27 protein-coding genes and 1 pseudogene are annotated in these 21,154 nt (G+C 70.8%); 15 read left to right on the top strand and 13 right to left on the bottom strand.

Going from position 1 to position 21,154, the window contains the following annotated elements:
* Positions 1–4 precede the first annotated feature (4 nt).
* From ACIBZJ_RS28925 to ACIBZJ_RS28910, 4 genes are all read left to right on the top strand, one after another.
* The gene (locus ACIBZJ_RS28925; RefSeq protein WP_395935058.1) at positions 5–385 is read left to right on the top strand and encodes a hypothetical protein; all 381 of its coding nucleotides are present in this window, start codon (positions 5–7) and stop codon (positions 383–385) included.
* Positions 386–917: 532 nt separating this feature from the next.
* Positions 918–2,222, top strand: coding sequence for an MGH1-like glycoside hydrolase domain-containing protein (locus tag ACIBZJ_RS28920; RefSeq protein ID WP_395935572.1), 1,305 nt, complete (start codon positions 918–920; stop codon positions 2,220–2,222).
* Positions 2,223–2,306: 84 nt separating this feature from the next.
* The gene (locus ACIBZJ_RS28915) at positions 2,307–2,642 is read left to right on the top strand and encodes a hypothetical protein (protein WP_395935056.1); all 336 of its coding nucleotides are present in this window, start codon (positions 2,307–2,309) and stop codon (positions 2,640–2,642) included.
* A 43-nt stretch (positions 2,643–2,685) separates the two neighbouring features.
* Positions 2,686–3,282 carry a cadmium resistance transporter gene (locus ACIBZJ_RS28910; protein ID WP_395935054.1) on the top strand — a complete coding sequence of 199 codons (597 nt, stop codon included), beginning with the start codon at positions 2,686–2,688 and terminating at the stop codon, positions 3,280–3,282.
* 15 nt (positions 3,283–3,297) lie between these two features.
* Here ACIBZJ_RS28910 and ACIBZJ_RS28905 read toward each other — a convergent pair whose 3' ends face one another.
* Positions 3,298–4,056: a DUF4253 domain-containing protein gene (locus ACIBZJ_RS28905; RefSeq protein ID WP_395935052.1), complete on the bottom strand. Its 759-nt coding sequence runs from the start codon at positions 4,054–4,056 to the stop codon at positions 3,298–3,300.
* Positions 4,057–4,218: 162 nt separating this feature from the next.
* Here ACIBZJ_RS28905 and ACIBZJ_RS28900 point away from each other — a divergent pair, with 162 nt between their 5' ends.
* The 3 genes from ACIBZJ_RS28900 to ACIBZJ_RS28890 are packed head-to-tail and all read left to right on the top strand — an operon-like array spanning position 4,219 to position 7,449.
* The gene (locus tag ACIBZJ_RS28900; protein WP_395935050.1) at positions 4,219–5,529 is read left to right on the top strand and encodes a hemolysin family protein; all 1,311 of its coding nucleotides are present in this window, start codon (positions 4,219–4,221) and stop codon (positions 5,527–5,529) included.
* Positions 5,530–5,531: 2 nt separating this feature from the next.
* On the top strand, positions 5,532–6,590 hold the full coding sequence (locus tag ACIBZJ_RS28895) for a hemolysin family protein (protein ID WP_395935048.1): 1,059 nt from the start codon (positions 5,532–5,534) through the stop codon (positions 6,588–6,590).
* Between the two features lie 28 nt (positions 6,591–6,618).
* A complete protein-coding gene (locus ACIBZJ_RS28890; RefSeq protein ID WP_395935046.1) occupies positions 6,619–7,449 on the top strand; it encodes a DUF1206 domain-containing protein in 831 nt (276 codons plus the stop codon).
* Here ACIBZJ_RS28890 and ACIBZJ_RS28885 read toward each other — a convergent pair.
* Both ACIBZJ_RS28885 and ACIBZJ_RS28880 read right to left on the bottom strand, forming a co-directional pair.
* The gene (locus ACIBZJ_RS28885) at positions 7,446–8,165 is read right to left on the bottom strand and encodes a class F sortase (RefSeq protein ID WP_395935044.1); all 720 of its coding nucleotides are present in this window, start codon (positions 8,163–8,165) and stop codon (positions 7,446–7,448) included. The two genes, ACIBZJ_RS28890 and ACIBZJ_RS28885, sit on opposite strands and share 4 nt — an antisense overlap.
* A complete protein-coding gene (locus ACIBZJ_RS28880; protein WP_395935041.1) occupies positions 8,162–8,860 on the bottom strand; it encodes a DUF4142 domain-containing protein in 699 nt (232 codons plus the stop codon). Before ACIBZJ_RS28880 ends, ACIBZJ_RS28885 begins: the two co-directional genes overlap by 4 nt.
* A 158-nt stretch (positions 8,861–9,018) precedes the next feature.
* Between ACIBZJ_RS28880 and ACIBZJ_RS28875 the strand changes: the two genes are divergently transcribed.
* Both ACIBZJ_RS28875 and ACIBZJ_RS28870 read left to right on the top strand, forming a co-directional pair.
* The gene (locus ACIBZJ_RS28875) at positions 9,019–10,581 is read left to right on the top strand and encodes a dolichyl-phosphate-mannose--protein mannosyltransferase (protein ID WP_395935570.1); all 1,563 of its coding nucleotides are present in this window, start codon (positions 9,019–9,021) and stop codon (positions 10,579–10,581) included.
* A 118-nt stretch (positions 10,582–10,699) separates the two neighbouring features.
* Complete coding sequence (locus ACIBZJ_RS28870) at positions 10,700–11,257, top strand: CGNR zinc finger domain-containing protein (protein ID WP_395935039.1); 558 nt, start codon at positions 10,700–10,702, stop codon at positions 11,255–11,257.
* Here the strand turns inward: ACIBZJ_RS28870 and ACIBZJ_RS28865 are convergent.
* Entirely contained in the window at positions 11,201–11,806 is a 606-nt protein-coding gene (locus ACIBZJ_RS28865) for a TIGR03086 family metal-binding protein (protein ID WP_395935037.1), read from the bottom strand. The two genes, ACIBZJ_RS28870 and ACIBZJ_RS28865, sit on opposite strands and share 57 nt — an antisense overlap.
* Positions 11,807–11,857: 51 nt before the next feature.
* On the opposite strand from ACIBZJ_RS28865, the gene ACIBZJ_RS28860 reads away from it, so the two are divergent.
* Positions 11,858–12,271 (top strand): MarR family winged helix-turn-helix transcriptional regulator, encoded by a 414-nt coding sequence (locus ACIBZJ_RS28860; protein ID WP_395935034.1) that lies wholly within the window; start codon positions 11,858–11,860, stop codon positions 12,269–12,271.
* 1 nt (position 12,272) lies between these two features.
* Here the strand turns inward: ACIBZJ_RS28860 and ACIBZJ_RS28855 are convergent, their stop codons facing one another.
* Positions 12,273–13,004: an SDR family oxidoreductase gene (locus ACIBZJ_RS28855; protein ID WP_395935032.1), complete on the bottom strand. Its 732-nt coding sequence runs from the start codon at positions 13,002–13,004 to the stop codon at positions 12,273–12,275.
* Between the two features lie 69 nt (positions 13,005–13,073).
* Between ACIBZJ_RS28855 and ACIBZJ_RS28850 the strand changes: the two genes are divergently transcribed.
* Together ACIBZJ_RS28850 and ACIBZJ_RS28845 are read left to right on the top strand one after the other, a co-directional pair.
* Positions 13,074–13,910, top strand: coding sequence for a LysR family transcriptional regulator (locus tag ACIBZJ_RS28850; RefSeq protein WP_395935030.1), 837 nt, complete (start codon positions 13,074–13,076; stop codon positions 13,908–13,910).
* 9 nt (positions 13,911–13,919) lie between these two features.
* Positions 13,920–14,639, top strand: coding sequence for a TIGR03089 family protein (locus ACIBZJ_RS28845; RefSeq protein WP_395935028.1), 720 nt, complete (start codon positions 13,920–13,922; stop codon positions 14,637–14,639).
* Here the strand turns inward: ACIBZJ_RS28845 and ACIBZJ_RS28840 are convergent.
* Positions 14,636–15,219: pseudogene (locus ACIBZJ_RS28840) on the bottom strand (SDR family NAD(P)-dependent oxidoreductase). The gene ACIBZJ_RS28845 and the pseudogene ACIBZJ_RS28840 overlap by 4 nt on opposite strands.
* Positions 15,220–15,323: 104 nt before the next feature.
* Positions 15,324–15,590 (bottom strand): cell division protein SepF, encoded by a 267-nt coding sequence (sepF, locus tag ACIBZJ_RS28835; RefSeq protein WP_395935026.1) that lies wholly within the window; start codon positions 15,588–15,590, stop codon positions 15,324–15,326.
* A 171-nt stretch (positions 15,591–15,761) separates the two neighbouring features.
* On the opposite strand from sepF, the gene ACIBZJ_RS28830 reads away from it, so the two are divergent.
* Positions 15,762–16,250, top strand: a complete 489-nt coding sequence (locus ACIBZJ_RS28830; RefSeq protein ID WP_395935024.1) for a SigE family RNA polymerase sigma factor — start codon at positions 15,762–15,764, stop codon at positions 16,248–16,250.
* A gap of 5 nt (positions 16,251–16,255) precedes the next feature.
* Positions 16,256–16,939, top strand: a complete 684-nt coding sequence (locus ACIBZJ_RS28825) for a hypothetical protein (RefSeq protein ID WP_395935022.1) — start codon at positions 16,256–16,258, stop codon at positions 16,937–16,939.
* A gap of 59 nt (positions 16,940–16,998) precedes the next feature.
* On the opposite strand, the gene ACIBZJ_RS28820 is transcribed toward ACIBZJ_RS28825, so the two are convergent.
* The 6 genes from ACIBZJ_RS28820 to ACIBZJ_RS28795 form a co-directional block, all read right to left on the bottom strand.
* Positions 16,999–17,427: an SRPBCC family protein gene (locus ACIBZJ_RS28820; protein WP_395935020.1), complete on the bottom strand. Its 429-nt coding sequence runs from the start codon at positions 17,425–17,427 to the stop codon at positions 16,999–17,001.
* Positions 17,420–17,758 carry an ArsR/SmtB family transcription factor gene (locus tag ACIBZJ_RS28815; RefSeq protein ID WP_395935018.1) on the bottom strand — a complete coding sequence of 113 codons (339 nt, stop codon included), beginning with the start codon at positions 17,756–17,758 and terminating at the stop codon, positions 17,420–17,422. Before ACIBZJ_RS28815 ends, ACIBZJ_RS28820 begins: the two co-directional genes overlap by 8 nt.
* A gap of 76 nt (positions 17,759–17,834) precedes the next feature.
* Positions 17,835–18,215, bottom strand: coding sequence for an FAD-dependent oxidoreductase (locus tag ACIBZJ_RS28810; protein WP_395935016.1), 381 nt, complete (start codon positions 18,213–18,215; stop codon positions 17,835–17,837).
* Entirely contained in the window at positions 18,170–18,952 is a 783-nt protein-coding gene (locus tag ACIBZJ_RS28805) for an FAD-dependent oxidoreductase (protein WP_395935014.1), read from the bottom strand. The genes ACIBZJ_RS28810 and ACIBZJ_RS28805 overlap by 46 nt, the downstream gene beginning before the upstream one ends.
* 199 nt (positions 18,953–19,151) lie before the next feature.
* Entirely contained in the window at positions 19,152–19,568 is a 417-nt protein-coding gene (locus ACIBZJ_RS28800) for a hypothetical protein (RefSeq protein ID WP_395935012.1), read from the bottom strand.
* A gap of 63 nt (positions 19,569–19,631) precedes the next feature.
* Positions 19,632–20,219 carry a TetR/AcrR family transcriptional regulator gene (locus tag ACIBZJ_RS28795; RefSeq protein WP_395935009.1) on the bottom strand — a complete coding sequence of 196 codons (588 nt, stop codon included), beginning with the start codon at positions 20,217–20,219 and terminating at the stop codon, positions 19,632–19,634.
* A 51-nt stretch (positions 20,220–20,270) separates the two neighbouring features.
* Here ACIBZJ_RS28795 and ACIBZJ_RS28790 point away from each other — a divergent pair, with 51 nt between their 5' ends.
* Positions 20,271–21,137, top strand: a complete 867-nt coding sequence (locus ACIBZJ_RS28790) for an SDR family NAD(P)-dependent oxidoreductase (protein WP_395935007.1) — start codon at positions 20,271–20,273, stop codon at positions 21,135–21,137.
* The last annotated feature ends 17 nt before the right edge of the window (positions 21,138–21,154 follow it).

Raw genomic sequence — 21,154 nt, 5'->3', positions numbered from 1 at the left:
GGACATGACCACGAACACGGCACCGGCGGAGGTGCTTCGGCGCCCCGGCACGTTGCTGTTGCTCATCGTGCTCGCCGACTCGCTCGCGTTCTACGTCTCGGACACCCACAAGTCCGTCGTCGCGCTGGTCTGCTACCTGCTCCAGATGTTTCTCGTCTACCGGATCTGGCGGGGCGCGAACGTGGTTCCGGCGCTCCTGCTCACGATCATCAGCATCTACGAGGCCTACTGCGTCAAGCAGGTACTGGACGCCGGGGTCGCCACCGACCACCGCATCTGGATCACCGTCCACGTGCTGGCGATCGTCACCACGGTCTGCGTTCTGATCAGCGGGCCGGTTCGCGGCCGGATCGGTCCTCTGCGCGGCGTGCGGTCGGTCGAATGAGAGTGATTTCCGACACGTTCCGGCACCGCCGGCGTCGCACCCTCAGCCGGACGGGCAGCACAGATGACCAGCCGGACGAACCCTCGACAGAAAAAGGCTGGTGCGGTCCGTCCTGCTGACGGACACCCGCAACGTGCCATGCGCGGCCCGAACTCTGTAACGTTCTTGTTGCTCGACCGCAAACACCACGTGTCAACCAAGTGGCTTGCGCGTCGACGCAAGGGAGTGGCTCCATCCGCAGCCGGTTCACCCCGGACGAGCCCCCCGACATCCGGTCACGGCGTCTTCACGGGCGCCCGCTGCCCCGTGCCTCGAGCGCGAACGCGCCCTGGGTCGGCCGGGATGCCCTTAAACGATCGACGTCGCGATGGAGACCGTCATGACCGCCGGGCCTTCTGCCCAGCCTGCCCTGTTGCCTGCCCACACCCGGGCCGGCGCAGTCGACACCATCGACCAGATCCGCAGCCGCGGTGCAGCGGATGCCGCCCGGATCGTCCGCCGAGCCCACTCCTACGACGTCGCCGACCTCGCGATGGGCGCGGCCGATGTGCTGCGCGGCAACGACATCGGCACGATGGTCACCGCCGCGCCGGCGCTCTACCCGCACATGTGGAGCTGGGACGCCGCCTTCATCTCGATCGGCCTCGCGCACCTCGACGTCGAGCGCGCCGGTCAGGAGATCCGCACGCTGCTCGCCGCCCAGTGGGGCGACGGCATGCTGCCGCACATCGTCTACGGCGACCGCGGTGGCTACTTCCCGGGCCCGGGCCGGTGGGGGACCGCCGAGCTCTCCGCGTCCGCGCCCGACGCGCCGCTGACCTCGGGCATCTGCCAGCCGCCGGTGCACGCGATCGCGGTCGGCCGGATCCTCGAGGTCGCCCGCCGCGGCTCCGCGGCCGACCGGGCCGCCGGCGAGCGGCTGGTGCGCGACTCCTGGGATGCGCTCTACCGCTGGCACGCCTGGCTCTCGCAGTACCGCGACCCGGACGGCACCGGCCTGATCGGTGTCGTGCACGGCTGGGAATCCGGCATGGACAACTCGCCGCGCTGGGACGGGCCCTACTCGGCGGTCGTCCCCGGCCCCGACCTGCCGTCGTACGTCCGCCTGGATCGTGAGCTCGTCCGCGACGGCGCCGAGCGTCCGACCGACGTCGAGTACGACCGGTACCTGTGGCTGATCGAGGAGATGCGGCGGGCGTCCTACGACCCGGCGAAGGTCTACGAGACGAGCAGCTTCCTGGTTGCCGACGTGTTCGTCAGTGCGGTGTTCGCGGTCGCGTCCGACGTCCTGGCCGACCTCGGCGCGGAATTCGGCGCGCCGGCCGCGTCGGTGGCCGACCTGCGGGCCTGGGCCGCGCGCTCCCGGGCGGCGGTCGCGGCCTCGTGCTCCCCGTCGACCGGTCTCGCCCGCGACTTCGACCGGCGCGCCAACGCCTGGGTCGACGTCCAGACCTTGGCCGGTTTCGCGCCGTTGATCTCCGGCGGTCTCTCCGCGGACGCGGAGCGAGCCCTGTTGGACGAGTTGCACGGTCCGCGCTGGGCCGGTCACCCCGATCTGGTCGCGAAAGTGCCACCGACCGTTTCGCCGGACTCGGAAGGGTTCAAGTCGCGGGAGTACTGGCGGGGGCCCCAGTGGCCGGTGATCTCGTGGTTGTTCGGGTGGGCGCACGCCCGGCACGGGTATGCGGCCGAGGCCGAGACGCTGCGGGGCGAGACCCTGAAGCTGGTCGGCGACGGCGCGTTCTCGGAGTACTACGAGCCGGTGACGGGCGAGGCGCTGGGAAGCCGGAAGCAGTCGTGGACGGCGGCCGTGATCCTGGATTGGCTCGACCGCTGAGAGAAGCCCGCCCTGCCTCGCGCGGAGCGGTCCATACCAGTGGTCGATGGGAATTGCAGATCCGTCGAGCCGGATACGGACGACGTGCGTCTAGCGGTTATGGACGTCGCCGGCCGCTCACTCCCCGTTCCCGACTCCGCCAACCCGCCGATCGACCCGTTTTCCGGCTTCCTCCCGCCCGGCTGGATGACGCTTCGCATCGCGCACGACCGCTGGCTTCTCTACGGCCCGCACCGCGACCGCGGCCCTTCCCGCGCGTCCGCGGTGCTCGTGGGCGAACTGACCTGGCTCCATTCGGACGAGTGGCGAGTGCTGCCGGTGGGCGAGATCCTGCCCTGGTCGCGTACGTACCCCAACGTCCTCGCGGCCCTCGACCCGCTGATGACCTGGTGGAACCTTCGCCGCCGGGTGAGCGCCTGACCGGAAGTCGCCGCGGCCTCGTCGGTGACCCGGGAAGCGAGTCGTGAACGTCGGCATCATCGGCCAGGCCGCCGGCCTGTTCGCCGTCACCAACATCGACGACATCCTCGTGCTCGCGCTCTTCTTCGCTCGAGGCACCGGGCACAAGGGCGCGGCCCGGAGGATCACGGTCGGGCAGTACCTCGGCTTCCTGGCCATCCTGGTCGTGGCCGGCGCCGCCGCGTTCGGCGCGACGTTCCTGCCCGAGGCGGCAATTCCCTACCTCGGTCTGCTCCCGCTCGCGCTGGGAATCCGAGCCGGCGTCCGGGCTTGGAGACACCGCCACGACAGCGCCGACGAACGCGCGGCCTCCGACCACGGGCCGGCGAGCCTGGAAGTCGCGGCGGTCACGTTCGCGAACGGCGGCGACAACATCGGTGTCTACGTCCCGGTCTTCGCGACCGCGGGCGCCGCCGGTACGAGCGTCTACGTGCTGGTGTTCCTGGTGCTGGTCGCGGTCTGGGTAGCGGCCGGCCGCTACTTCGCCACCCGCCGGGCGATCGCGACGGTACTGTCCCGCTGGGGCCACGTCGTGCTGCCGGTCGTCCTGATCGGTATCGGCCTGCTCATCCTCGTCGAGGGCGGCGCATTCGGCCTCTGACCCGGTCAGACCGCGCTAATCCCACCAGAAGTACCAGCTCGGGCTCCGCACCTGGCCCGCCGCCAGTGCCGCTAACGAGCCGACCCCCTGGTCGACGGCGTCCGGGCAGTACGCGTACTGCTCCACCGCCGTCTCGGCCGCCTGCCTCGGGTCCATCGGCGGCGTGGGCACCAGCAGTTCCAGCGTGTCGAACGACAGCGTCACGAGCTGGGCCCCGAACAAGTCGTGCCACCGCCTCAGCACGGCCACGTGATCGGCGCCGTCGAGGTCACAGTTCACCGCGCCCTGCCACGACAACAGCCCCGGCACCTCGAAGCCCGCCCGCGCGGGGATCAGCGCGACCAGCGTCTCCTGCTTGTCCCAGACGAACTCGGGCTCCGGCGACGGCTGGACGTCGAGCTCCGGCGACGCGAACACGTCCTCGATCGCCATCGTGTTCTGCAGCGACGCCAACTCGGCTAGCCGGCGGGCGGCGTCCATGGCCAGTCCGCGCTCCACGGCGCCGGGGTCGCTGTCGTTCTCGGCCATGTAGGCCAAATCTGCCGTTTCGTCCCCGGGGCCGACCAGGAACGGGTACAGACCGGTGCGTTCGTGCAGGCGGCGCAGCCGTAACCAGTGGTCGAAACCCTCGCCGGCCTCGACCGGGTACGACCACACCGGCACCCCGGTACCGGTGTGGAACAACAGGTCGAGTCCGGGGAGCGCGACGCCGAGCCGGACGAAGACGTCCTGCGGGTTGCCTCCCCGATCGGAGAACGAACTGACAGCGGCCACCACGCAAGTCTCTCAGGCCCACCGGCGAGTCGGCAGCCAAGGCCACCCAGAGATTGTCCCGCGTGACCCACGAGACGCTGTGACCCGCATCGTCGGGGGTGTGGACGAGCGGGATGCGGCAACATCTCCACTCATGAGCGTCATCCCCGAAAACGTCCGACGGTGACCGCGGTCGCACTCGTCGCCGCGCTGCTGTTCCTGGCCGCGAACGCGGTGTTCGTCGCGGCCGAGTTCTCGCTCACCAGCGTCGACCGGCCGCGCGTCCAGCGCCTGGCCGACGGCGGCAGCGACCGGGACGCCCGGGTCCTGGCGGCCCTCCGCACGCTCTCGTTCCAGCTGTCCGGCTCCCAGCTCGGCATCACGGTGTCGTCGCTGGTGCTCGGCTTCCTCGCCGAACCCGCGATCGGCGCACTGGCCGAGCCCGCACTGGAGGCGGCCGGTGCACCCGAGGGCGCGCGGAGTTCGATCTCCTACGCGATCGCGCTGATCCTCGCCACCGCGATCCAGACCGTGTTCGGCGAACTCGTACCGAAGAACGCGGCCGTGGCCGAGCCGCTGCGCACGGCGCACGTCATCGCGCCGATCATGCGGGCGTTCAGCGCCACGTTCAAGCCGATCATCCTGGGGTTGAACGGCTCCGCGAACTGGGTGATGCGCCGGTTCGGCATCGAGCCCACCGACGAACTCGGCGCCGGCCGGTCCCGCGCGGAGCTGGGCTCGCTCATCGCCACGTCGGCCGCCGGCGGCGCGATCGCGCCCGGCACCGCCCGGCTGGTCCGCCGCTCGCTCGCCTTCGACGACCGCACGGTCGCCGACGTCCTCACCCCGCGGACGCGGGTCGAAGCGCTGCCCGCCACGAGCACGATCAAAGATCTGGCCGAACGCTCCAAGAGCACCGGTTTCTCGCGCTTCCCCGTGTTCGATGACCAGCTCGACAACCTGCTGGGCGTCGTCCACGTGAAGTCCGTTTTCCGCTACCCGGACGAGGAGCGGGCGCAGACACCGATCCGGGAGGTGATCGAGCCGCTCGGGGTCCTCCCCGAGACCCTGGAGCTCGACGAGGCGCTCGGGCAGATCCGGCAGGAACCGCTGCAGCTCGCGGGCGTCATCGACGAGTACGGCGGGCTGGCCGGCGTGGTGACGCTGGAGGACCTGATCGAGGAACTCGTCGGCGAGGTCCGCGACGAGCACGACCGGCCGCCGGAACTGAACGTGCTCAAGCTGGGCAACGACCTCTGGCGGGTCTCCGGCCTGCTGCGCGACGACGCGGCCGCGACCCGGATCTGCTTCAACGTGCCCAGTGGCCCGTACGAGACGCTGGCCGGCCTGTTCCTCGACCGGGCCGGCAAGGTCCCCGAGGTCGGCGACTCGGTCACGGTCGACGACGCGATCGACCCGGCGACCTGGGAACTCACGGTCGAAGAGATGGACGCCCACCGCATCGCGACCCTGCGGCTCGAGCGGAAGGAATGAGCATGGACATCGGCCTCATCCTTCTCACGCTCGCTCTGGTGGCCGGCAACGCGTTCTTCGTCGGCGGCGAGTTCGCGCTCGTCACCACCCGTCGCGACCAGCTCGAACCGCTGGCGGCCCGCGGCTCGCGGTCCGCGAAGTCCGCGCTCTACGGCATCCAGCACCTCTCGCTGATGCTGGCCGGTGCGCAACTCGGCGTCTCTCTGTGCTCACTCGGGCTGGGCGCGGCCGGCGAACCCGCGGTCGCCCACCTCATCGAGTCTCCGCTGGAGGCGGTGGGCGTCCCCGAAGGAATGGTCCACCCGATCGCGTTCGTCGTGGCGCTGACGCTCGTCTCGTACCTGCACCTGGTCCTCGGTGAGCTGGTGCCGAAGAACATCGCGCTCGCCGGTCCGGTGCGCGCGGCGCTGATCCTCGGTCCGCCGATGGTCGGCTGGTGCCGGATCACGAAGCCGTTCGTCGTCTCGCTCAACGCCGCCGCCAACGGCGTCCTCAAGCTGTTCGGCATCACCCCGAGGGACGAGATCGAGACGGTCTACACCGGAGAAGAAGTGACGGAGCTGGTCTCGGAGTCGCGCGCCGAGGGCTACCTCGACACCGACGCCGAGACCCGCCTGAACCGGACCCTCTCCAGCGAGGGCCGCACCGCCGGTGACGTCGCACTCATCGGCGATCACCTGCAGACCGTGCCGTCCGGAGCGACGGTCCGCGAGGTCGAACGTCTGGTGGCGTCGTCCGGTTACTCCCGGTTCCCGGTCGAAGAATCCGGCGGTTTCGCCGGCTACGTCCATGCCAAAGACCTTCTGGACGCTACGCGCGACGAGCTCGACGAGCCGTTGCCGGAGCGTCTGGTGCGGACGATGCCCGTCATCGCGGCCGACGCGCCGCTCGCCGACGCGGTCGAAGCGCTGCGCCGGGACGGTGCCCACCTCGGCCTCGTCCGGATCGAGCGGGGGCTGGCCGTCGTCGCGCTGGAGGACCTGCTGGAGGAACTCGTCGGACAGTTGAACGAGACCCCGCCGGTCTCCGAGCGTTTGGAGCAGGCCCCCAGCGGCGACTGATCTGTGTATCAGCCACGGAGGAGGCCCCATGACCGCGTCGGTGAGCGGAACTGGCAACAGAGCAGGCAATACCGCGCGCCGCGCTGCCCGCAGCGACTGGATCACCCGGATCGGCCGCGTCGGCCTGGTCGCGTACGGCGTCGTGAACCTGTTGATCGCGTTCATCGCGATCCAGGTGGCGACCGGCGACTCGGGCGAGCAGGCGAACAAGAACGGCGCTCTGCAGGAAGTGGCCGAGAAGCCGTTCGGTTCCGCTCTGCTGTGGATCATCGCGGTCGGGCTCATCGCGCTCGCGATCTGGCAGTTCGCCGAGGCGATCTGGGGCCACGCGTCGGCCGGGAAGCGCCGGCTCAAGAAGCGGGTGATCAGCGCCGGTGAGGGCGTGCTGTTCGCGTTCCTGGCGTTCAACGCGATCAAGTTCGCGGTGGGCAAGCCGCAGTCCGGCAGCAAGACCCAGACGTTCACCGGCAAGCTGCTCGAGCAGCCGTTCGGCCAGATCCTCGTGGGCGTGCTCGGGGTCGCGATCATCGTCGGCGCGGCGTTCGTGATCTGGCACGGGTTCAAGAAGAAGTTCCGCGAGGACCTCGACCTGAGCCACGCCGACGCCAAGGCCCGGTCGGCCGCGGAGCGGCTCGGCCAGGTCGGCTACATGGGCATCGGCGCCGCGTACGCGGTAGTCGGCGTGCTGGTCGTCACCGCGGCGGTCAGCTACGACCCCGACAAGGCGTCCGGTCTGGACGGTGCGATGAAGACGATCGCTTCGCAGCCGTACGGATCGGTGCTCCTCTGGCTGGTCGCGCTCGGTTTCGTCTGCTACGGCGTCTACTGCTTCTTCGACGCGCGGTACCGCAAGAGCTAACCGGTCGCCGGAGACGCGTACACCACCACGTTCGCCTCGTACGACTGGGTCTTCCGGTCGTACGGCGACGTGCAGGTGACGAGAACCAACCGCTCCGGCACCGACTGGGCGAAGACCTCACCGGGGAGCTGGGCTTTTTTGTAGACGCGGCGGGCGGCCACCCGGTACGCCCGCCTCCCGGCGGTGCTGTCCACCCAGATGAGGTCACCCACCGAGAGCGATCCGATCTTGTAGAGCGCCCCGGGGCCGAGCTCCCGATCGTCGACGTGGCCGGCCAGGACGACCGACCCGAAGCCGGAGCCGGGCCCGGCGCCCGCCGACCACCAACCGACCCGTTTCGGGTTGTCGGGCAGCGTCAGCCCGCCGACCGGGTCCAGTTTCTCCGACTCGATGCTCGCCTCGACCCCGAGCACCGGGATCACCAGGCGCTTGGGATGGGCGACGTCCGGCGCGGCCGGCACGACGAGGGCGGGCCCGGACGGTTTCCGGGGGGACGGCGCGGGCCGCGCTTCCGCGGTCTGGCCGGGCACCACGCCGACCTCGCTCGGCAGATCCGGCGCGGGCGGCGGGAGAATCGCGTAGATCGCGGCCGCGGCCAGACAGACCACACCGCAGGCGAGCCCCAGGTAGGCCGGCCAGCGGCCCCCGAGACGGGGCAGACGGAATCGCCGGCGGTCCGGGAGCAGGAAGCGCCGGGCCGGGAGGCCCCCGCTCACTCGATCGGCCCCGCGGCGGAGCGGCGGCGCCAGAGCCAGGCTGATCCGAGCAGGAACGCCACCCCGACCGCGGCCAGCGTGGCCGCGATCTCCGGCCGGTTGCCCGACGAGATGCCCCGGCCGCTGTCGACCTGCCCGGGAGCCGCGCCGACGGCGGGCGCCGAGTCGTCGAGCAGGGACGCGTGCTGCGCCACCACCGGTGACGCCTGCCGGGCCTGCGTCTTGGCCTCGCCGTTCTGGCCGCCGGTGACCTCGGCCTCGATCAAGCGCCGGTAGGAGGCCTGACCCTGCCGCTGGGTGGTGACCCACAGACCGTCGAACGAGGAGCCGGACGTCTGCTCGTAGCGGTTGAGCGTCGCCTGCTGGGTCGAGTCGGGCCGCGCGGGCAGGTCGACGCCGAGTTTCTTGGCGATCGGGCGCAGATCGTTGTCGAGCTTCGTGTGATCGGTCAGCCAGCGGTTGGCCAGATCACGGGTGTCTTTCTCGGTGGCCTTCCGAATCGCTATCCGCGCGGCGGCGATCGCGGTGAGGTTCGCCTGGTGCGCGCCCCGTAAGTAGGACTGGTCCTGGGCGTTCACGCCGGCCACCGGCGCGGCCTGCGCGGGAGTGCCACCGATCAGCGCGCCGACCAACACGACAAACGTCGAGAGCGCCGCTGCTAAGCGACCGACCGGGGGGCTGAGCTCCCGCCGCATGGCACCGTCCCTTCCGGGCCGCCGTTGTCCACGGAGAACGTACCCGATTCCTCCTAGTGACCACATCGCTGCGCTCGGTTCGGTACGGGTGGTGTACCCGCCGTATTCGGTCCATACGCATCCCGGTCGTACGGCCGCTCTACGATCGGCGGGTGGCCGTGACCGAATCGCTGTCCCCGTCTGCCGTGGAGCCCGCCCCGGAGCCGGGTGCCCGACCGTCCCTGCGGTACCGGTTGGCGTCCGGCCTGCCGACCGACCAGGCCTGGTCGTGGTTGTGGACCGGTCTGGTCGCGCTGCTCGCGCTGGTACTGCGGCTGGTCGGGCTGGGAACGCCCGGTACGAAGATCTTCGACGAGGTCTACTACGCCAAGGAGGCGCACGACCTGCTCCAGGCCGGGGTCGAGCTCAACAAAGAGGGCGACGGGCCCGGGTACGTCGTCCACCCGCCGCTGGGCAAGTGGATGATCGCGCTCGGCGAGCACGTCTACGGCTACAACGCACTCGGCTGGCGTATCTCCGCGGCGCTCATCGGTGCGCTCTCGGTGTTGCTGCTGGCCCGGATCGCCCGGCGCATGTTCGGCTCGACTCTGCTCGGCTGCGTCGCCGGTCTGCTGCTCGCGCTCGACGGGCTGCATTTCGTCATGAGCCGGGTCGCGCTGCTCGACATCTTCCTGATGTTCTTCCTGCTGCTGGCGTTCGGCTGCGCGCTGCTCGACCGCGACTCGACCCGGTCGTGGCTGCTGCGCCGGGCCGACGACGGCGTCGATCTGAGCGGCGGTGCCGGCACCCGGGTGCCCTGGTGGCGGATCGCGATGGCGGCCAGCGCGGCCTGCGCGCTGGGCGTCAAGTGGAGCGCGACCTGGTACATCGTCGCGCTGTTCGGGATCACGTTCTGGTGGGCCGTGCAGGCGCGTCGCAGCGCGGGCGTCAAGCGGCCGTTCGTCGACACGCTCGCCCGCGAGACCGGCTGGTACGTGCTCTGTGGCGTGCTGCTGCTGGCGCTCTACCTCTCCACCTGGACCGGCTGGTTCCTCTCCGACGACGGCTGGAACCGGCACGGCAACCCGTGGCCGGGTCCGTCGTGGCTGCCGGCCTCGATCGGGAACCTGTGGGAGTACCACGTCCACGCGTACGAGTTCCACACCGGTCTGCACGCGAAGCACGACTACCAGTCCACGCCGTGGAGCTGGCTGTTCCTCGGCCGTCCGGTCGCGTACTACTACTCCAGCGACGGCGGTTGCGGGGCCGAGAACTGCTCGGCCGAGGTGCTCGCGCTGGGCAACCCGCTGATCTGGTGGGCGTTCATCCCGGCACTGGTGATGACCGGGTGGCGGTGGCTGGCCCGCCGAGACTGGCGGGCCGGCGCGATCCTGCTGATGAGCCTCGGCGCCGGGATCGTGCCGTGGACGTTCTACCCGACCCGCACGATGTTCTTCTTCTACACGCTGCCCGCGCTGCCGTTCCTGGTGCTGGCGGTGACGCTGGGCCTGGGCATGGTGCTCGGCCCGGGCGCGCTGCAGCAGACCGAGGTGGTTCCGGACCGCGTCCGATTGATGGAACCGGTGACCGACCGCGACCGCCGGTTGGTCGGAGCGGTCGCGGTCGCGGCGTATCTGCTGGTGGTCGCGGTGACGTTCGCGTACTTCTACCCGATCTACACCGGCGAGCAGCTGACGTACGAGTCCTGGCACTCCCGGATGTGGTTCGACTCCTGGATCTGACGGATCCGCCACCGCCCGCACGGGCAGCGCTGGTAGCAGGTCCGGCCCTCACTGGTCGGATGACTGGAGATCGTCTTCCACGCGTGCTTCATGGGTCCGAGCCTGCTGTAATGCTCTTGTGCACATCAACCCTTACGGCGAAGCGCCCGTCCGTCTCGCGATCGACCTCGCGGTCGATCCACCGGCGACCGCCGATGCGCTGGTGGCACGGTGCCGGGCGGCTGGGGTCGAGATTCCGGCCGGGGACGTCGACCTGGGTGCGGTCCGTACGTTCGTGGACGCCTGGCTGGGCGTCGTGGACGCGGCGGATTCCGCGGATCGGGCCGCGCGGCTGAACGCGTTGCTGGCGGCCGCCTCGGCGTACCCGCGGGTCACCGACCACGCGGGTGACGGCTGGCACGTGCACTACCGCGCCGCCGACCTGCCGCTGGCCGGGGTGTTGCGTGCGCTGATCAGCGTCGGAACCGCGCTGCACCTGACCGGACGGGGCATGCACCGGCTCGGGCGCTGCCTGGTGGCCGAGTGCCGGACGCCGTTCGCCGACTTCAGCCGCACCGGGCGCCAGCGGTACTGCTCACCGGGGTGCGCCAACCGGGACGCGGTCCGGCGGCACCGGGCGTCACGGACGCCAGCCGGGAGAGCGTCCCACCAGGCGCAGGATCCGGTCGCCGGGTGACTCGCCCTCGACGGGCGGGAGCCCGGGAGCGAACGCGCGGCCCGGCTCGGTGCGCCGCTCGTCGTCCGGAATCGATCGGACGAGCGGCAGGAGCGCGGCGGTCACGTTCTCGTCCGGGCGGAACGGCCGGCCCAGGCTCGCGGCGACGTCCCACGAGTGGATCAGGTAGTCGACGGCGTGGATCCCGATCGTGACGACGGCCGGGAGCGAGTCGTCGGGCGAGATCTCCGGAAGCGAGCACGGCCGATCGGGGTCGTCGACCGCGGAAAACGCCTTCAGGACCAGGTCGGCGGCCTGACGGTACTCGGCGGCGGGGTCGTTCCCGATCGGGGTGACCGTCCACACGGCAGGGTCGTCGCCGCGCCCCTCGACGGCGGCCGCGAAGCCGCGGTGCTGCGTGGCCAGGTGGGCGAGCAGGTCGCCGAGGTCCCAGCCCGCGCACGGGGTCGGCCGGGCGAGGTCGGCGGCCGTCACGCCGTCGACCAGATCGACGCTGAGCCGCACCACGGATGCGTCGTGGTCACGCAGGGTTTCCAAATTGATAGGCATGCGCATACGATCTACTCATGCCTATGATTTGTCAACGAGTATGTTTTCCGCATGCCACGCCCGGACCTCGCCGCGATGCTGGTGCCGCTCGGGCGGGCGCTGACCGCGGCCGAGCGGCCGATCCTCGATGCGCACGACCTCTCGATGTGGGGTTACGTCGTGCTGTCCCGCCTGGCCGACGAGCCGGTGCGCGCGCAGGCGGCGCTGGCCGAGGCGATCGGCGCCGACAAGACCCGGCTGATCCCGGTCCTGGACGAGTTGCAGTCCGCCGGGCTGATCGAGCGGCGTCCGGCTCCGGACGACCGGCGGGCCCGGGTGCTGACGATCACCGATCTCGGGCGGGAGCGCCGGGACGCGGCCCGGGCGGAGATCCAGGCGGCCGAGGAGCGGGTCCTGGCGGTGCTCACCGCGGATCAGCGGGCGGTGTTCGTGACCGCTCTCCAGACGCTGCTCGCGTCGCTCTAGGTCACCAGGGAACGCGTCCGTCGTCGTCCCAGACGGCTCCGGTGGAGCCGTCGCGGCCGAACGTCGCGAGCTTCACGATGACCCGGGCGCCGTCCGCCGCGGTCCGCTCCAGCGTCAATCCCATGGCGGACGCGAAATCCGTCGCGATCGCGCCCGGGTTCGCGGCGTTGACCAGGATCCCCTCGGCGAACAGCTCCTTCGCGTACTGCACGGTCAGCATGTTCAGCGCGGTCTTCGACGGTGCGTACGCCGACGACGCCGGGGAGCGGGCGAAGTAGTCGGTCAGATCGGTGTGCCGGGTCAGCGAACCGACCCGGCTGCTGACGTTCACGATTCGCGCCGCGGACGAACGGCGCAGCAGTGGCAGCATCGCGTTCGTCACCGTGATCACGCCGAAGAAGTTCGTATCGAACACTTCCCGCACTATCGCCAGGTCGGCCTGGCTCGGCGGCCCGGCGCGGAACCCGCTGATGCCGGCGTTGTTGACCAGCACGTCGAGGACGCCGAAACGCTTGTCGATCTCGGCGGCGGCGCCGGCGACCGAGCTCCCGTCGGTGACGTCGAGCGTCACGGTGTGGGCATCGAGTCCGTCCTTTCGCAACTCGGCCGCGGCTTCTTCTCCCCGGGAGGCGTCCCGGGAGCCCAGCACCACGGTCATCCCTTGCCGGCCCAGTTGCTCGCCGACGGCTTTGCCCAGGCCTTTGTTGCCGCCGGTGATGAGTGCGATCGTCATGCCTCCACGCTGAAGCGTTTCTCGACGGCCGGCCATGCCGTCTTCGGTCTGCGGCGATACCGTGAGGGTATGGAGTCGGTGGAGATCCGGGAGCTGACGTACTTCGTCGCGGTCGCCGAGGAGCGTCATTTCGGGCGAGCCGCTCAGCGCCTGGGGATCGCGCAACCGCCGCTGTCCCGGGCGATCAAGCAGCTCGAGCACCGGGTCGGCGTGGCGCTGTTCGAGCGCACCAGCCGGGGCGTGCTGCTCACCCCGGCCGGGGAGGTCCTGTTCGACGACGGCCGGCGTCTGCTCGACGCCTCCCGGGCCGCGGTGGCCCGGGCCCGCCGGGTCGGGGCCCAGCCGCCCCGGCTCGTGCTCGTGCTGAAGCCGGGTGCCGACGGCGGGATGCTCGCCGACGTCCTGCGCGAGTACGAGAACGCGCCCGACGCCGTGCCGGTCGATCTCTACACCTGCGGTTACCGCGAGCACGCGGGGCTGCTGCGATCGGGCGTCGGCGACGTCGCGCTGATCTACGGGAAGGACCCGGACCTGGACGGCCTCGATTGCGAGGAACTGTTCCGCGAAGGGCAGATCCTGGTCGTCGCGACCGACCACCCGCTGGCCGGGCGTCCCGCCGTGACGATGGCCGACGTGCTCTCGCAGCCGACGCCGCTGTGGACCGGTGACGGGACGGTGATCCGCCCCGGTGAGCTGCCGCAGCTCGTCGCGCTCGGACGGTGGGTCCACCTGGCGCCGATCTCGGCCGGGCACCACCTCCGGCGGGACGTGACCGCCGTCCCGGTCTCGGACGCTCCCGAGCTCCCGGTGCTGCTCGCCTGGCCCGAACAGCACCGTTCCAAGGCCCTCGCGTCGTTCGTCCGGACGGCTGTGGATATCGCCGCTGACCGTCAGTCGCTGCGCTAGGTTGCTCGCGTGAACACCCTCGCAGTGCGCGACGCCGTCTTACCGGCCGCCGTCGATCAGCCGGTGCTGATCTACCGCGACGACGCGACCGGTGAGCGGACCGAGCTGTCGGTGCGCGAGCTCTCCGGCTGGGCCGCCCGCACCGCGGCCCTGCTGCACGAGGGCTGCGGGCTCCAGGTCGGCGCTCAGGCGGCCGTGTTGCTCCCGCCGCACTGGCAGACCGCAGGCGTGCTGCTCGGCGCGTGGGCGGCCGGGGTCTCGGTCTCGTACCAGGGCTGGTCGACGGCCGGTCTGGAGCCGGCCGCGCCGATGGACGTCCGGTTCGTCAGCGCGGCCCGGCGCCGCAGCGTTCTCGAGAACCTGCCCGAGGCTCCCCACCGGTTCGTCCTGGGTCTGGGGCAGGCGGTCTCCGACGACGTCGATTTCGTCGAGGCGGCCGGCCGGTACAGCCCGAACCTGCCGTCGTACGCGCCCCTGCGCTGGACCGACGAGGCCGGCGCCGGCGGCGTGACGTACCGGGAGCTCGGCGGCATCGCGGCCGGCGTGGCCGACATGGTCGGCCTGCGCGGCGGCGACCGGCTGCTGGTCGACGCGGACTCGTTCGAGCAGCCGATCCACTGGCTGCTCACCGCACTGTCGGTCGGTGCGTCGGTGGTGGTCTGCGCGAACCTCGACCGGTCCCGCCTCGATCAGCACATCGCCGCCGACGGCGTCACCCACGTGCTCTAGGCGTCGGTAGACGCGGCCGAGGCTTCCTGGGGTGTGATCTGTGCGAGCCGCTCGGCCAGCGCCGACGTGATGAACCGGTACGAGTCGCTGCCCAGCACCAGACGCAGCGGGGCCGGCTCCTGCGACGCGCTCGCGATGATCCGGGTGGCCATCTTCGTGGCCAGGCCGCCGTACGTCGAGAGCTGGATGATCCGCCCGCCGCCCTGGGCCCGTAGATGCGGCAGCGCCGCCCGGACGACCTGGATCGACCCAGCAGGTTCGTGTTCAGCTGGTGGACGACCTCTTCGTCGGTCAGCTCCTCGGCCGCGCCGAACAGCCCGTACCCGGCGTTGTTGACGACCACGTCGATCCGGCCCAGCGCGGCGAACGCCCGGTCGACCACCGGGCGCACCGCTGCGCTGTCGCTGACGTCGAGGTGCGCCACCCAGAACTGGTCGCCGTACTTCGTCCGCAGATCGTCGGCGGATCCGCTCCGGCGGACGGTTCCGGCCACCCGGTCGCCGCGCTGCAGGAGCTGTTCGGTCATCGCGCGTCCGAAGCCGCGGTTGACGCCGGTGATGAACCACGTGCGTGAAGTCATGCCGTCAGGGTCGGCCGGAGCCGGCGAAGGTGGCAGTACCCGCCGATCCTGGGGGTGAGAGGGCCAGCCGGGGTCTGGGTTTCGGGGATCCCGGGCTGGCCCGGTCAGTCGAGTACGGGGACGGGCATCTCGGCGCGGTCTTGCTCGTAGGCCTCGACCATGCTGGCCGGGAGCAGGAGGAAGAGGCGGGGTGCGATGCGCTCGATGCTGCCGCCGCACCCGATGACCAGGCCGGTGGCGAAGTCGATCAGCGGCGTCGCGTCGTCCTCGCCGAATTCGTTCAGATCCATGACGACCGGCGTGCCGCACCGGTACCAGTCGCCGACGTAGAAGACCTCGTTGTAGTTCTGCGGACGCAGCGTCTTGACCACTCGGACATTCTCCTCCACACCCGACCGCGATGCGGGGATCGTCAGGCGTGTTGCCCGACGAGGTTCGCGAGCCGCCGCGGACCGCGCAGTTCCCAGACCGCAGCCCGCCGGTTCTCGGAATTCCTGGCGATCCGTTGCAACGATCCGGACCCTCAGCCGTGTAGTCAGGTTGTGAAGGCGTTCGGGAGTTCGGACTTCGAGGCGTACGTCCGGGCGCACGGCGCGGGCCTGCTGCGATTCGGGCACGTGCTGACGCTGGATCGGCCGGCCGCCGAAGACCTCGTCCAGGAGGCGCTGATCCGCGTCGGGCTGGCTTGGCCCCGGGTCCGCCGGGACGGCAATCCGGTCGGGTACGCGCAACGCACGATGGTCAATCTGTTCCTCAACAAGCGGCGCCGCGCGTCGGACGTCCCGGTGGCGGCGGTACCGGAGACCGGCCGGGAGGACGAGGCACTGACCGCGGTCGACTCGGCCTCCGCGATCCGGCAGGTGCTGGCCGGGTTACCGCCGAAGCAGCGGGCAGCGGTGGCGCTGCGGTACTTCGCCGACCTGCCCGACGACGAGATCGGCCGGCTGCTCGGGTGCACACCGCAGACCGTGCGGTCGCAGGTGTCGCGGGGGCTGGCGGCATTGCGCCAGCAGTTGGCGGAGGAGAGGTGAGCCCGATGCCGTCGTCGGAAGAGGATCTGCTGATCGGTGCGGATTGGGACATCCCGCTGACCGACTCCCTGGTCGAGGGCGTGCAGCGGGGGGTGCGCAGGCGCAAGGCCTACCGGGTCGTGGTGACCGGGGGAGCGGCGCTGTTCGTCGTCGCGCTGGCGCTCGTGTTCGTCCTCGACCGTGCGTATACCGGGGACGTGACGAGCCGGGTGTCGATGGCGCCGGCCGTGTCGCCGGTCGTGGACGGGTTCTCCGTCGGGCACGTGCCGGACGGCGCGAGGTTCGACGGACCGGTCAGCTCCTACGCCTGCGGGTTCACCGCGACCGGCACCGACTGCCAGGGTCAGGCCGACCCGTCGGCGACGGTCACGTTCCGTCAGCTCGATCGCCGGGGATCGAGGTGGATCTCGGTTGCGGTATGCCGTCCGTTGCCGGCTGATCCGGCCGCCGAGCGGGCCGAGATCACCCGGCGGTTGGTCGCCTGGCAGGTCGGGAGCGCGGTGCCGGTCGAGACCGTCGACGTGACGGTCGGGCGGGCGCGGATCCTCGAAGAGGTGGGTTCGCAGGTGACCGCCTACCACGTCGTGATCGAGGCCGACGACGGTGTGGTGATCGCGATCGAGGCGGACGCCGCCGTGGGCGTGGACGAGCTGAGGACGGTCGCCCAGAGCATCACCCCGACCCGCTGACGGCCGCCACGGCGGGCCTCCGCGCCGCCGGGCGGCCAGGGCCGGCCCCGCCACGCCGGCTAGCTGACGGCTTTGCCCAGCGCGTCGAGCCAGCCGGCGGTGCCTTGTTCCCGCCAAGCGGGGTCCTCGTGACCGTCGAGGAAGCTGTCTTGCTCGACGAGCAGCAGCCGCGTCCCGTCGCCGTCGGCGAAGAACTGCACAGTGGTGAGCGAGGCGGTCACGGTGGCGCCCCGGTCGGCCAGCGTCGAGGAGTACACGATCCGCTCGCCGTCCACGATGTCGTGATAGGTCGACGCGAACCGCATGTCGCCGGACGTGTTGGTCTCCCGGCCGCCGACGCGGAAGTCGAGCTCGTGCTCGTCCGCGGTCGGCGCGAACCAAGATCGCTTGGCCGTCGCGTCGGCCCAGGCGCCGAACACCGCGGCGGGCGGCGCGGAGTACGCGCGCTCCAGCGTGAACGTCGAGTTGATCACCGAACGGTCAGTCATCGTTGTCTCCAGACTTCTCGAGTACGTCACCGAGGCGGTCGAAGCTCCGTTCCCAGCCGGTGCGCTGCTGGGTGACCCACCCCTCCGCGGCACGGAGGGCGGTCGGCTCGATGCGGCAGATCCGCACCCGCCCGGTCTTCTCCGAGGCGACCAGCCCCGCGTCGATCAGCACCTGCAGGTGCTGCAGCACCCCGGGCAACGACATCTCGAACGGACGCGCGAGGTCGCTCACCGAGGCCGGCCCGCGAACGAGCCGTTCGACGATCGCCCGCCGGGTGCCGTCGGCCAGCGCCTGGTACACCCGGTCGAGCGAGGCCGAATGGTTAACCATGTGCTTAACCATAGCGACGCACGACGCAAAGGTAAAGAGATCACTTAACTATTAGCCGGCGAGTGCCCGGACGGGATCACGCCGCCGTCAGGAACTCGATCAGGCCGTACGGTGCACGCTCGCCCAGGCAGAGATCCAGGATCACGTGCGTGTCCACCGCCTCCGCCGCGCTACGCACGAACATCGGCTCCTCGTACTCGGCGAGCGCCGCCCCGAGATCGTCCGGGTGCGCGACGATCGCCCTCGCCAGCTCGGCGCCGTCGAACATCGCCAGGTTCGCGCCCTCACCGTTCGGCGCCATCAGATGTGCGGCGTCACCCACGAGCGTCACTCCGGGGACGCGATCCCACCGGTGCCCGTCGGGCAGCGCGTAGATCATCCGCGGAACGGGCCCGGTCTCGGCGTCGGTGATCAGCGCGGTGAGCTCCGGTGCCCACCCCTCGAATTCGGCCGCCACGCGAGCCGCCGCCCGCGGGTCGTCGAAGTTGATCTCCGAGACCCACTCGGACGGGCGGGCCAGCTGCACGTACGTGTGGATGACGTCTCCCGCCTCGCGGTGTGCGGCGATCCCTTTCCCGGAGTGAGCGCGTACATCGCACCGGCGCCCACCGCTGCGGCGGTGGCCGCGTGCCTGACGTCCACGTCGTGGAGGTAGGTCTCGACGTAGGTGACTCCGGCGTACTCGGGCGTAGCGTCCGACACCAACGGGCGGACCTTCGACCAGGCGCCGTCGGCGCCGACCAGGAGGTCGGTGACGACCGCCGCGCCGTCCGCGAACGTCAGTTCGTGGCGCCCGCCGCCCAGTGGCGTGACACCGGAGAGCTTCTTCCCCCAGCGGATCGTCTCCGCGGGAAGGGACTCGATCAGAATCCGGCGCAGATCCCCCCGCAGCACCTCGGGGCGTCCGTGGGAGCCGTCGTCCGGCTGGTCGAGCAGCACGTTTCCGTTCGGGTCGAGCGCCCGGCTCGCCTCCGCGCCCTCGTGGATGATCCGGTGGAACTCCGCGGTGAGGCCTGCGGCCTCCAGGGCGAGCTGGCCGTTGTGCGGATGGATGTCGAGCTGCCCGCCTTGTGTCCGGGCCTCGGCGGAGGGCTCCGCCTCGTGGATCGTCACGGGGACGTCGTGGAGGTGCAGGATGCGCGCGAGCGTCAGGCCGCCGAGGCCCGCGCCGATGATCGTGACTGGGGTGGTCATCTCTGATCTCCTCCTTCGCAACCGGCTGGAACATCATTCCAGAACATCGTGGAACGCCGTTCCAGGGCGGTCAAGGGATCAGTGACCAGCGACACGCCTCCGCCACCGTGAGGCGCAGCGCGTGCCCGGCCGCGTACGCCGGTCGCCCGCGCGGTGCAGCCGCCGGGGTGATCCGCACGGTCGGGGTGCCGTGCATTGTTTATTCGACGAATTGATAGTCGCGAACAATGCGCTCTTCGACGTCGAGAAAGAGAATTTCCAGGCCGACACCGGCGATCTCGGAGTCGCCCTGGCGAACCATCTCCCAATGGAACTTCACGACGTTCTCGAGCCGTTCCGCGTCGGTCCGGGAGCGGAAGCGGAACGTTCCCGGCGCGACGAATTCCTCGTAGGCGCGGCGAACGCGGAACTCCAGCGCGTCGTGCCCGCGCGCTTCCAGGGCCGAGCGCTCGAAGCCCAGGTCGTGCGCGGCCTTGCGCAGGTGCTCCGGGGGTTGCAGCAGGTGGAGGCCGTCGGCGGCCCACAGGTCGTGGACGCCGGTCCGGCGCCGGTCGGCGTCGGGTTCGTTCCAGACGGCGGCGTAGGAATCGGCGAGCTCTTGCGGTGTGCGAGACATCGGATCCTCTGTGGAGTCGGGGAGGTGGTGACGTCCCGACTCTGCGGCCCGCTCCGCCGGCTCTCAATTCCCTCCCGGGAATCGCCCGCGGGCGACCATGGCCACCAGGGTGTCCACCAATTCCTCGGCGGTCGACTGCCATTTTTCTTTGGTCAGGTGGCCGCTGACCTCCATGCCGGTGATTCCGTGGGCGCTCGTCATCAGCAGGGCGCCGTAGTGCCGGGCGTCCTGTTCGCCGACCAGCTCGGCGACGATCGCGAGGAACTCGTCCTGACTGCGACCGGCGGCCCGGACGACCGCGGCCGGATCGCCGGACGGAGTGGTGAACATCAGCCGGTACAGGTGGGGTTGCTTGCGCCCCACCGCGATCAGGCCGGTGAGCGCCGCCCGCAGCTTGTCGCCAGCGTCGATGGGCGCTGTCCGCAACGCCTGGACCTGGTCGCCGGTCCGTTCCCACGCCAGGGTCGCCAGTGCCGTGAGCAAGCTTTCCTTGTCGGTGAAGTGCCGGTACGGGGCACCGCGGCTGACTCCGGCGCGGGCTCCCACCTCCCGCAGCGTCACCGCGTCGGGCCCGCCCTCGTCGAGTAGCTCGCCCGCGGCGTCCAGCAGGGCCCGACGGGTGGCGGCGGCTGATTCCACTCGGGTGACCATGGTCTCCAGCTTACTGTTGACAACGTCATCTCAACCGCTAACGTGGTTGAGGTGACAACGTCATCTGAAAAACTCATCGTCATCACCGGGGCGTCGACCGGCATGGGCGCGGCCACCGCCCGCGAGCTGGCCGGCCGCGGGTTCCAGGTGCTGGCCGGCGTCCGCCGGGAGCGGGACGCGGACGCGATCCGCGCCGACCGTCTCGAGCCGGTGATCCTCGACATCACCGACCCGACGCAGATCAGCGCGCTGACCGCCCGCGTCGACGCCGACCCGAGGCCGCTGACCGCGCTCGTCAACAACGCCGGCATCGCGGTGAACGCACCGGTCGAAGCACTGCCGCTGGACGAGTGGCGGCACCAGTTCGAGGTCAACCTGTTCGGCCACGTCGCGGTCACGCAGGCACTCCTGCCCGCGCTGCTGCGGGCGAAGGGCCGGGTCGTCAACATCAGTTCGCTCGGCGGAAAGGTGGCGATGGCCACCTACGGGGCCTACGCCGGGTCCAAGTTCGCTCTCGAGGCGGTCAGCGACTCTCTCCGCCGGGAGCTGGCACCGCACGGGGTCGGCGTCGTCGTGGTCGAGCCCGGCGGCGTCCAGACCGAGATGGCCGCGCGGGGTGCCACCACGGCCAACCACCTCGCCGCGCGGATGACGCACGAGCAGAACGAACGCTACGGCGACCTGATGCAGGCGATCATCGCGCACTCGGCCGCGTTCACCGAGGCGGGCGTACCGGCCGACCGGGCCGCCAGGATCATCGCGAAGGCCGTCACCGACCGCAGGCCTCGCACCCGCTACACGATCGGCCGCGACGCGGCCGTACTCACCCGGCTCTCCCGCCTGCTGCCCGACCGCGTCCTCGACCGGATGGTCGCCGCCGACCTCCGCCCTCACTACCCGGCGCAGTCCCCGGCCTGACGCCGGGCGGGCGGCCC

Origin of the sequence: Cryptosporangium sp. NPDC051539 (assembly GCF_044454545.1) — a bacterium.
GTDB lineage: Bacteria > Actinomycetota > Actinomycetes > Mycobacteriales > Cryptosporangiaceae > Cryptosporangium.
This window is presented reverse-complemented; position numbering and strand designations above follow the sequence as displayed.

Bases quoted from the DNA above. Each gene is read 5' to 3' on its own strand.
- ACIBZJ_RS28925 (WP_395935058.1), top strand. From the start codon at position 5: ATGACCACGAACACGGCACCGGCGGAGGTGCTTCGGCGCCCCGGCACG.
- ACIBZJ_RS28920 (WP_395935572.1), top strand. From the start codon at position 918: ATGGGCGCGGCCGATGTGCTGCGCGGCAACGACATCGGCACGATGGTC.
- ACIBZJ_RS28895 (WP_395935048.1), top strand. From the start codon at position 5,532: ATGGACATCGGCCTCATCCTTCTCACGCTCGCTCTGGTGGCCGGCAAC.
- ACIBZJ_RS28890 (WP_395935046.1), top strand. From the start codon at position 6,619: ATGACCGCGTCGGTGAGCGGAACTGGCAACAGAGCAGGCAATACCGCG.
- ACIBZJ_RS28880 (WP_395935041.1), bottom strand. From the start codon at position 8,860: ATGCGGCGGGAGCTCAGCCCCCCGGTCGGTCGCTTAGCAGCGGCGCTC.
- ACIBZJ_RS28865 (WP_395935037.1), bottom strand. From the start codon at position 11,806: ATGCCTATCAATTTGGAAACCCTGCGTGACCACGACGCATCCGTGGTG.
- ACIBZJ_RS28860 (WP_395935034.1), top strand. From the start codon at position 11,858: ATGCCACGCCCGGACCTCGCCGCGATGCTGGTGCCGCTCGGGCGGGCG.
- ACIBZJ_RS28855 (WP_395935032.1), bottom strand. From the start codon at position 13,004: ATGACGATCGCACTCATCACCGGCGGCAACAAAGGCCTGGGCAAAGCC.
- ACIBZJ_RS28850 (WP_395935030.1), top strand. From the start codon at position 13,074: ATGGAGTCGGTGGAGATCCGGGAGCTGACGTACTTCGTCGCGGTCGCC.
- ACIBZJ_RS28825 (WP_395935022.1), top strand. From the start codon at position 16,256: ATGCCGTCGTCGGAAGAGGATCTGCTGATCGGTGCGGATTGGGACATC.
- ACIBZJ_RS28820 (WP_395935020.1), bottom strand. From the start codon at position 17,427: ATGACTGACCGTTCGGTGATCAACTCGACGTTCACGCTGGAGCGCGCG.
- ACIBZJ_RS28815 (WP_395935018.1), bottom strand. From the start codon at position 17,758: ATGGTTAACCATTCGGCCTCGCTCGACCGGGTGTACCAGGCGCTGGCC.
- ACIBZJ_RS28805 (WP_395935014.1), bottom strand. From the start codon at position 18,952: ATGACCACCCCAGTCACGATCATCGGCGCGGGCCTCGGCGGCCTGACG.
- ACIBZJ_RS28800 (WP_395935012.1), bottom strand. From the start codon at position 19,568: ATGTCTCGCACACCGCAAGAGCTCGCCGATTCCTACGCCGCCGTCTGG.
- ACIBZJ_RS28795 (WP_395935009.1), bottom strand. From the start codon at position 20,219: ATGGTCACCCGAGTGGAATCAGCCGCCGCCACCCGTCGGGCCCTGCTG.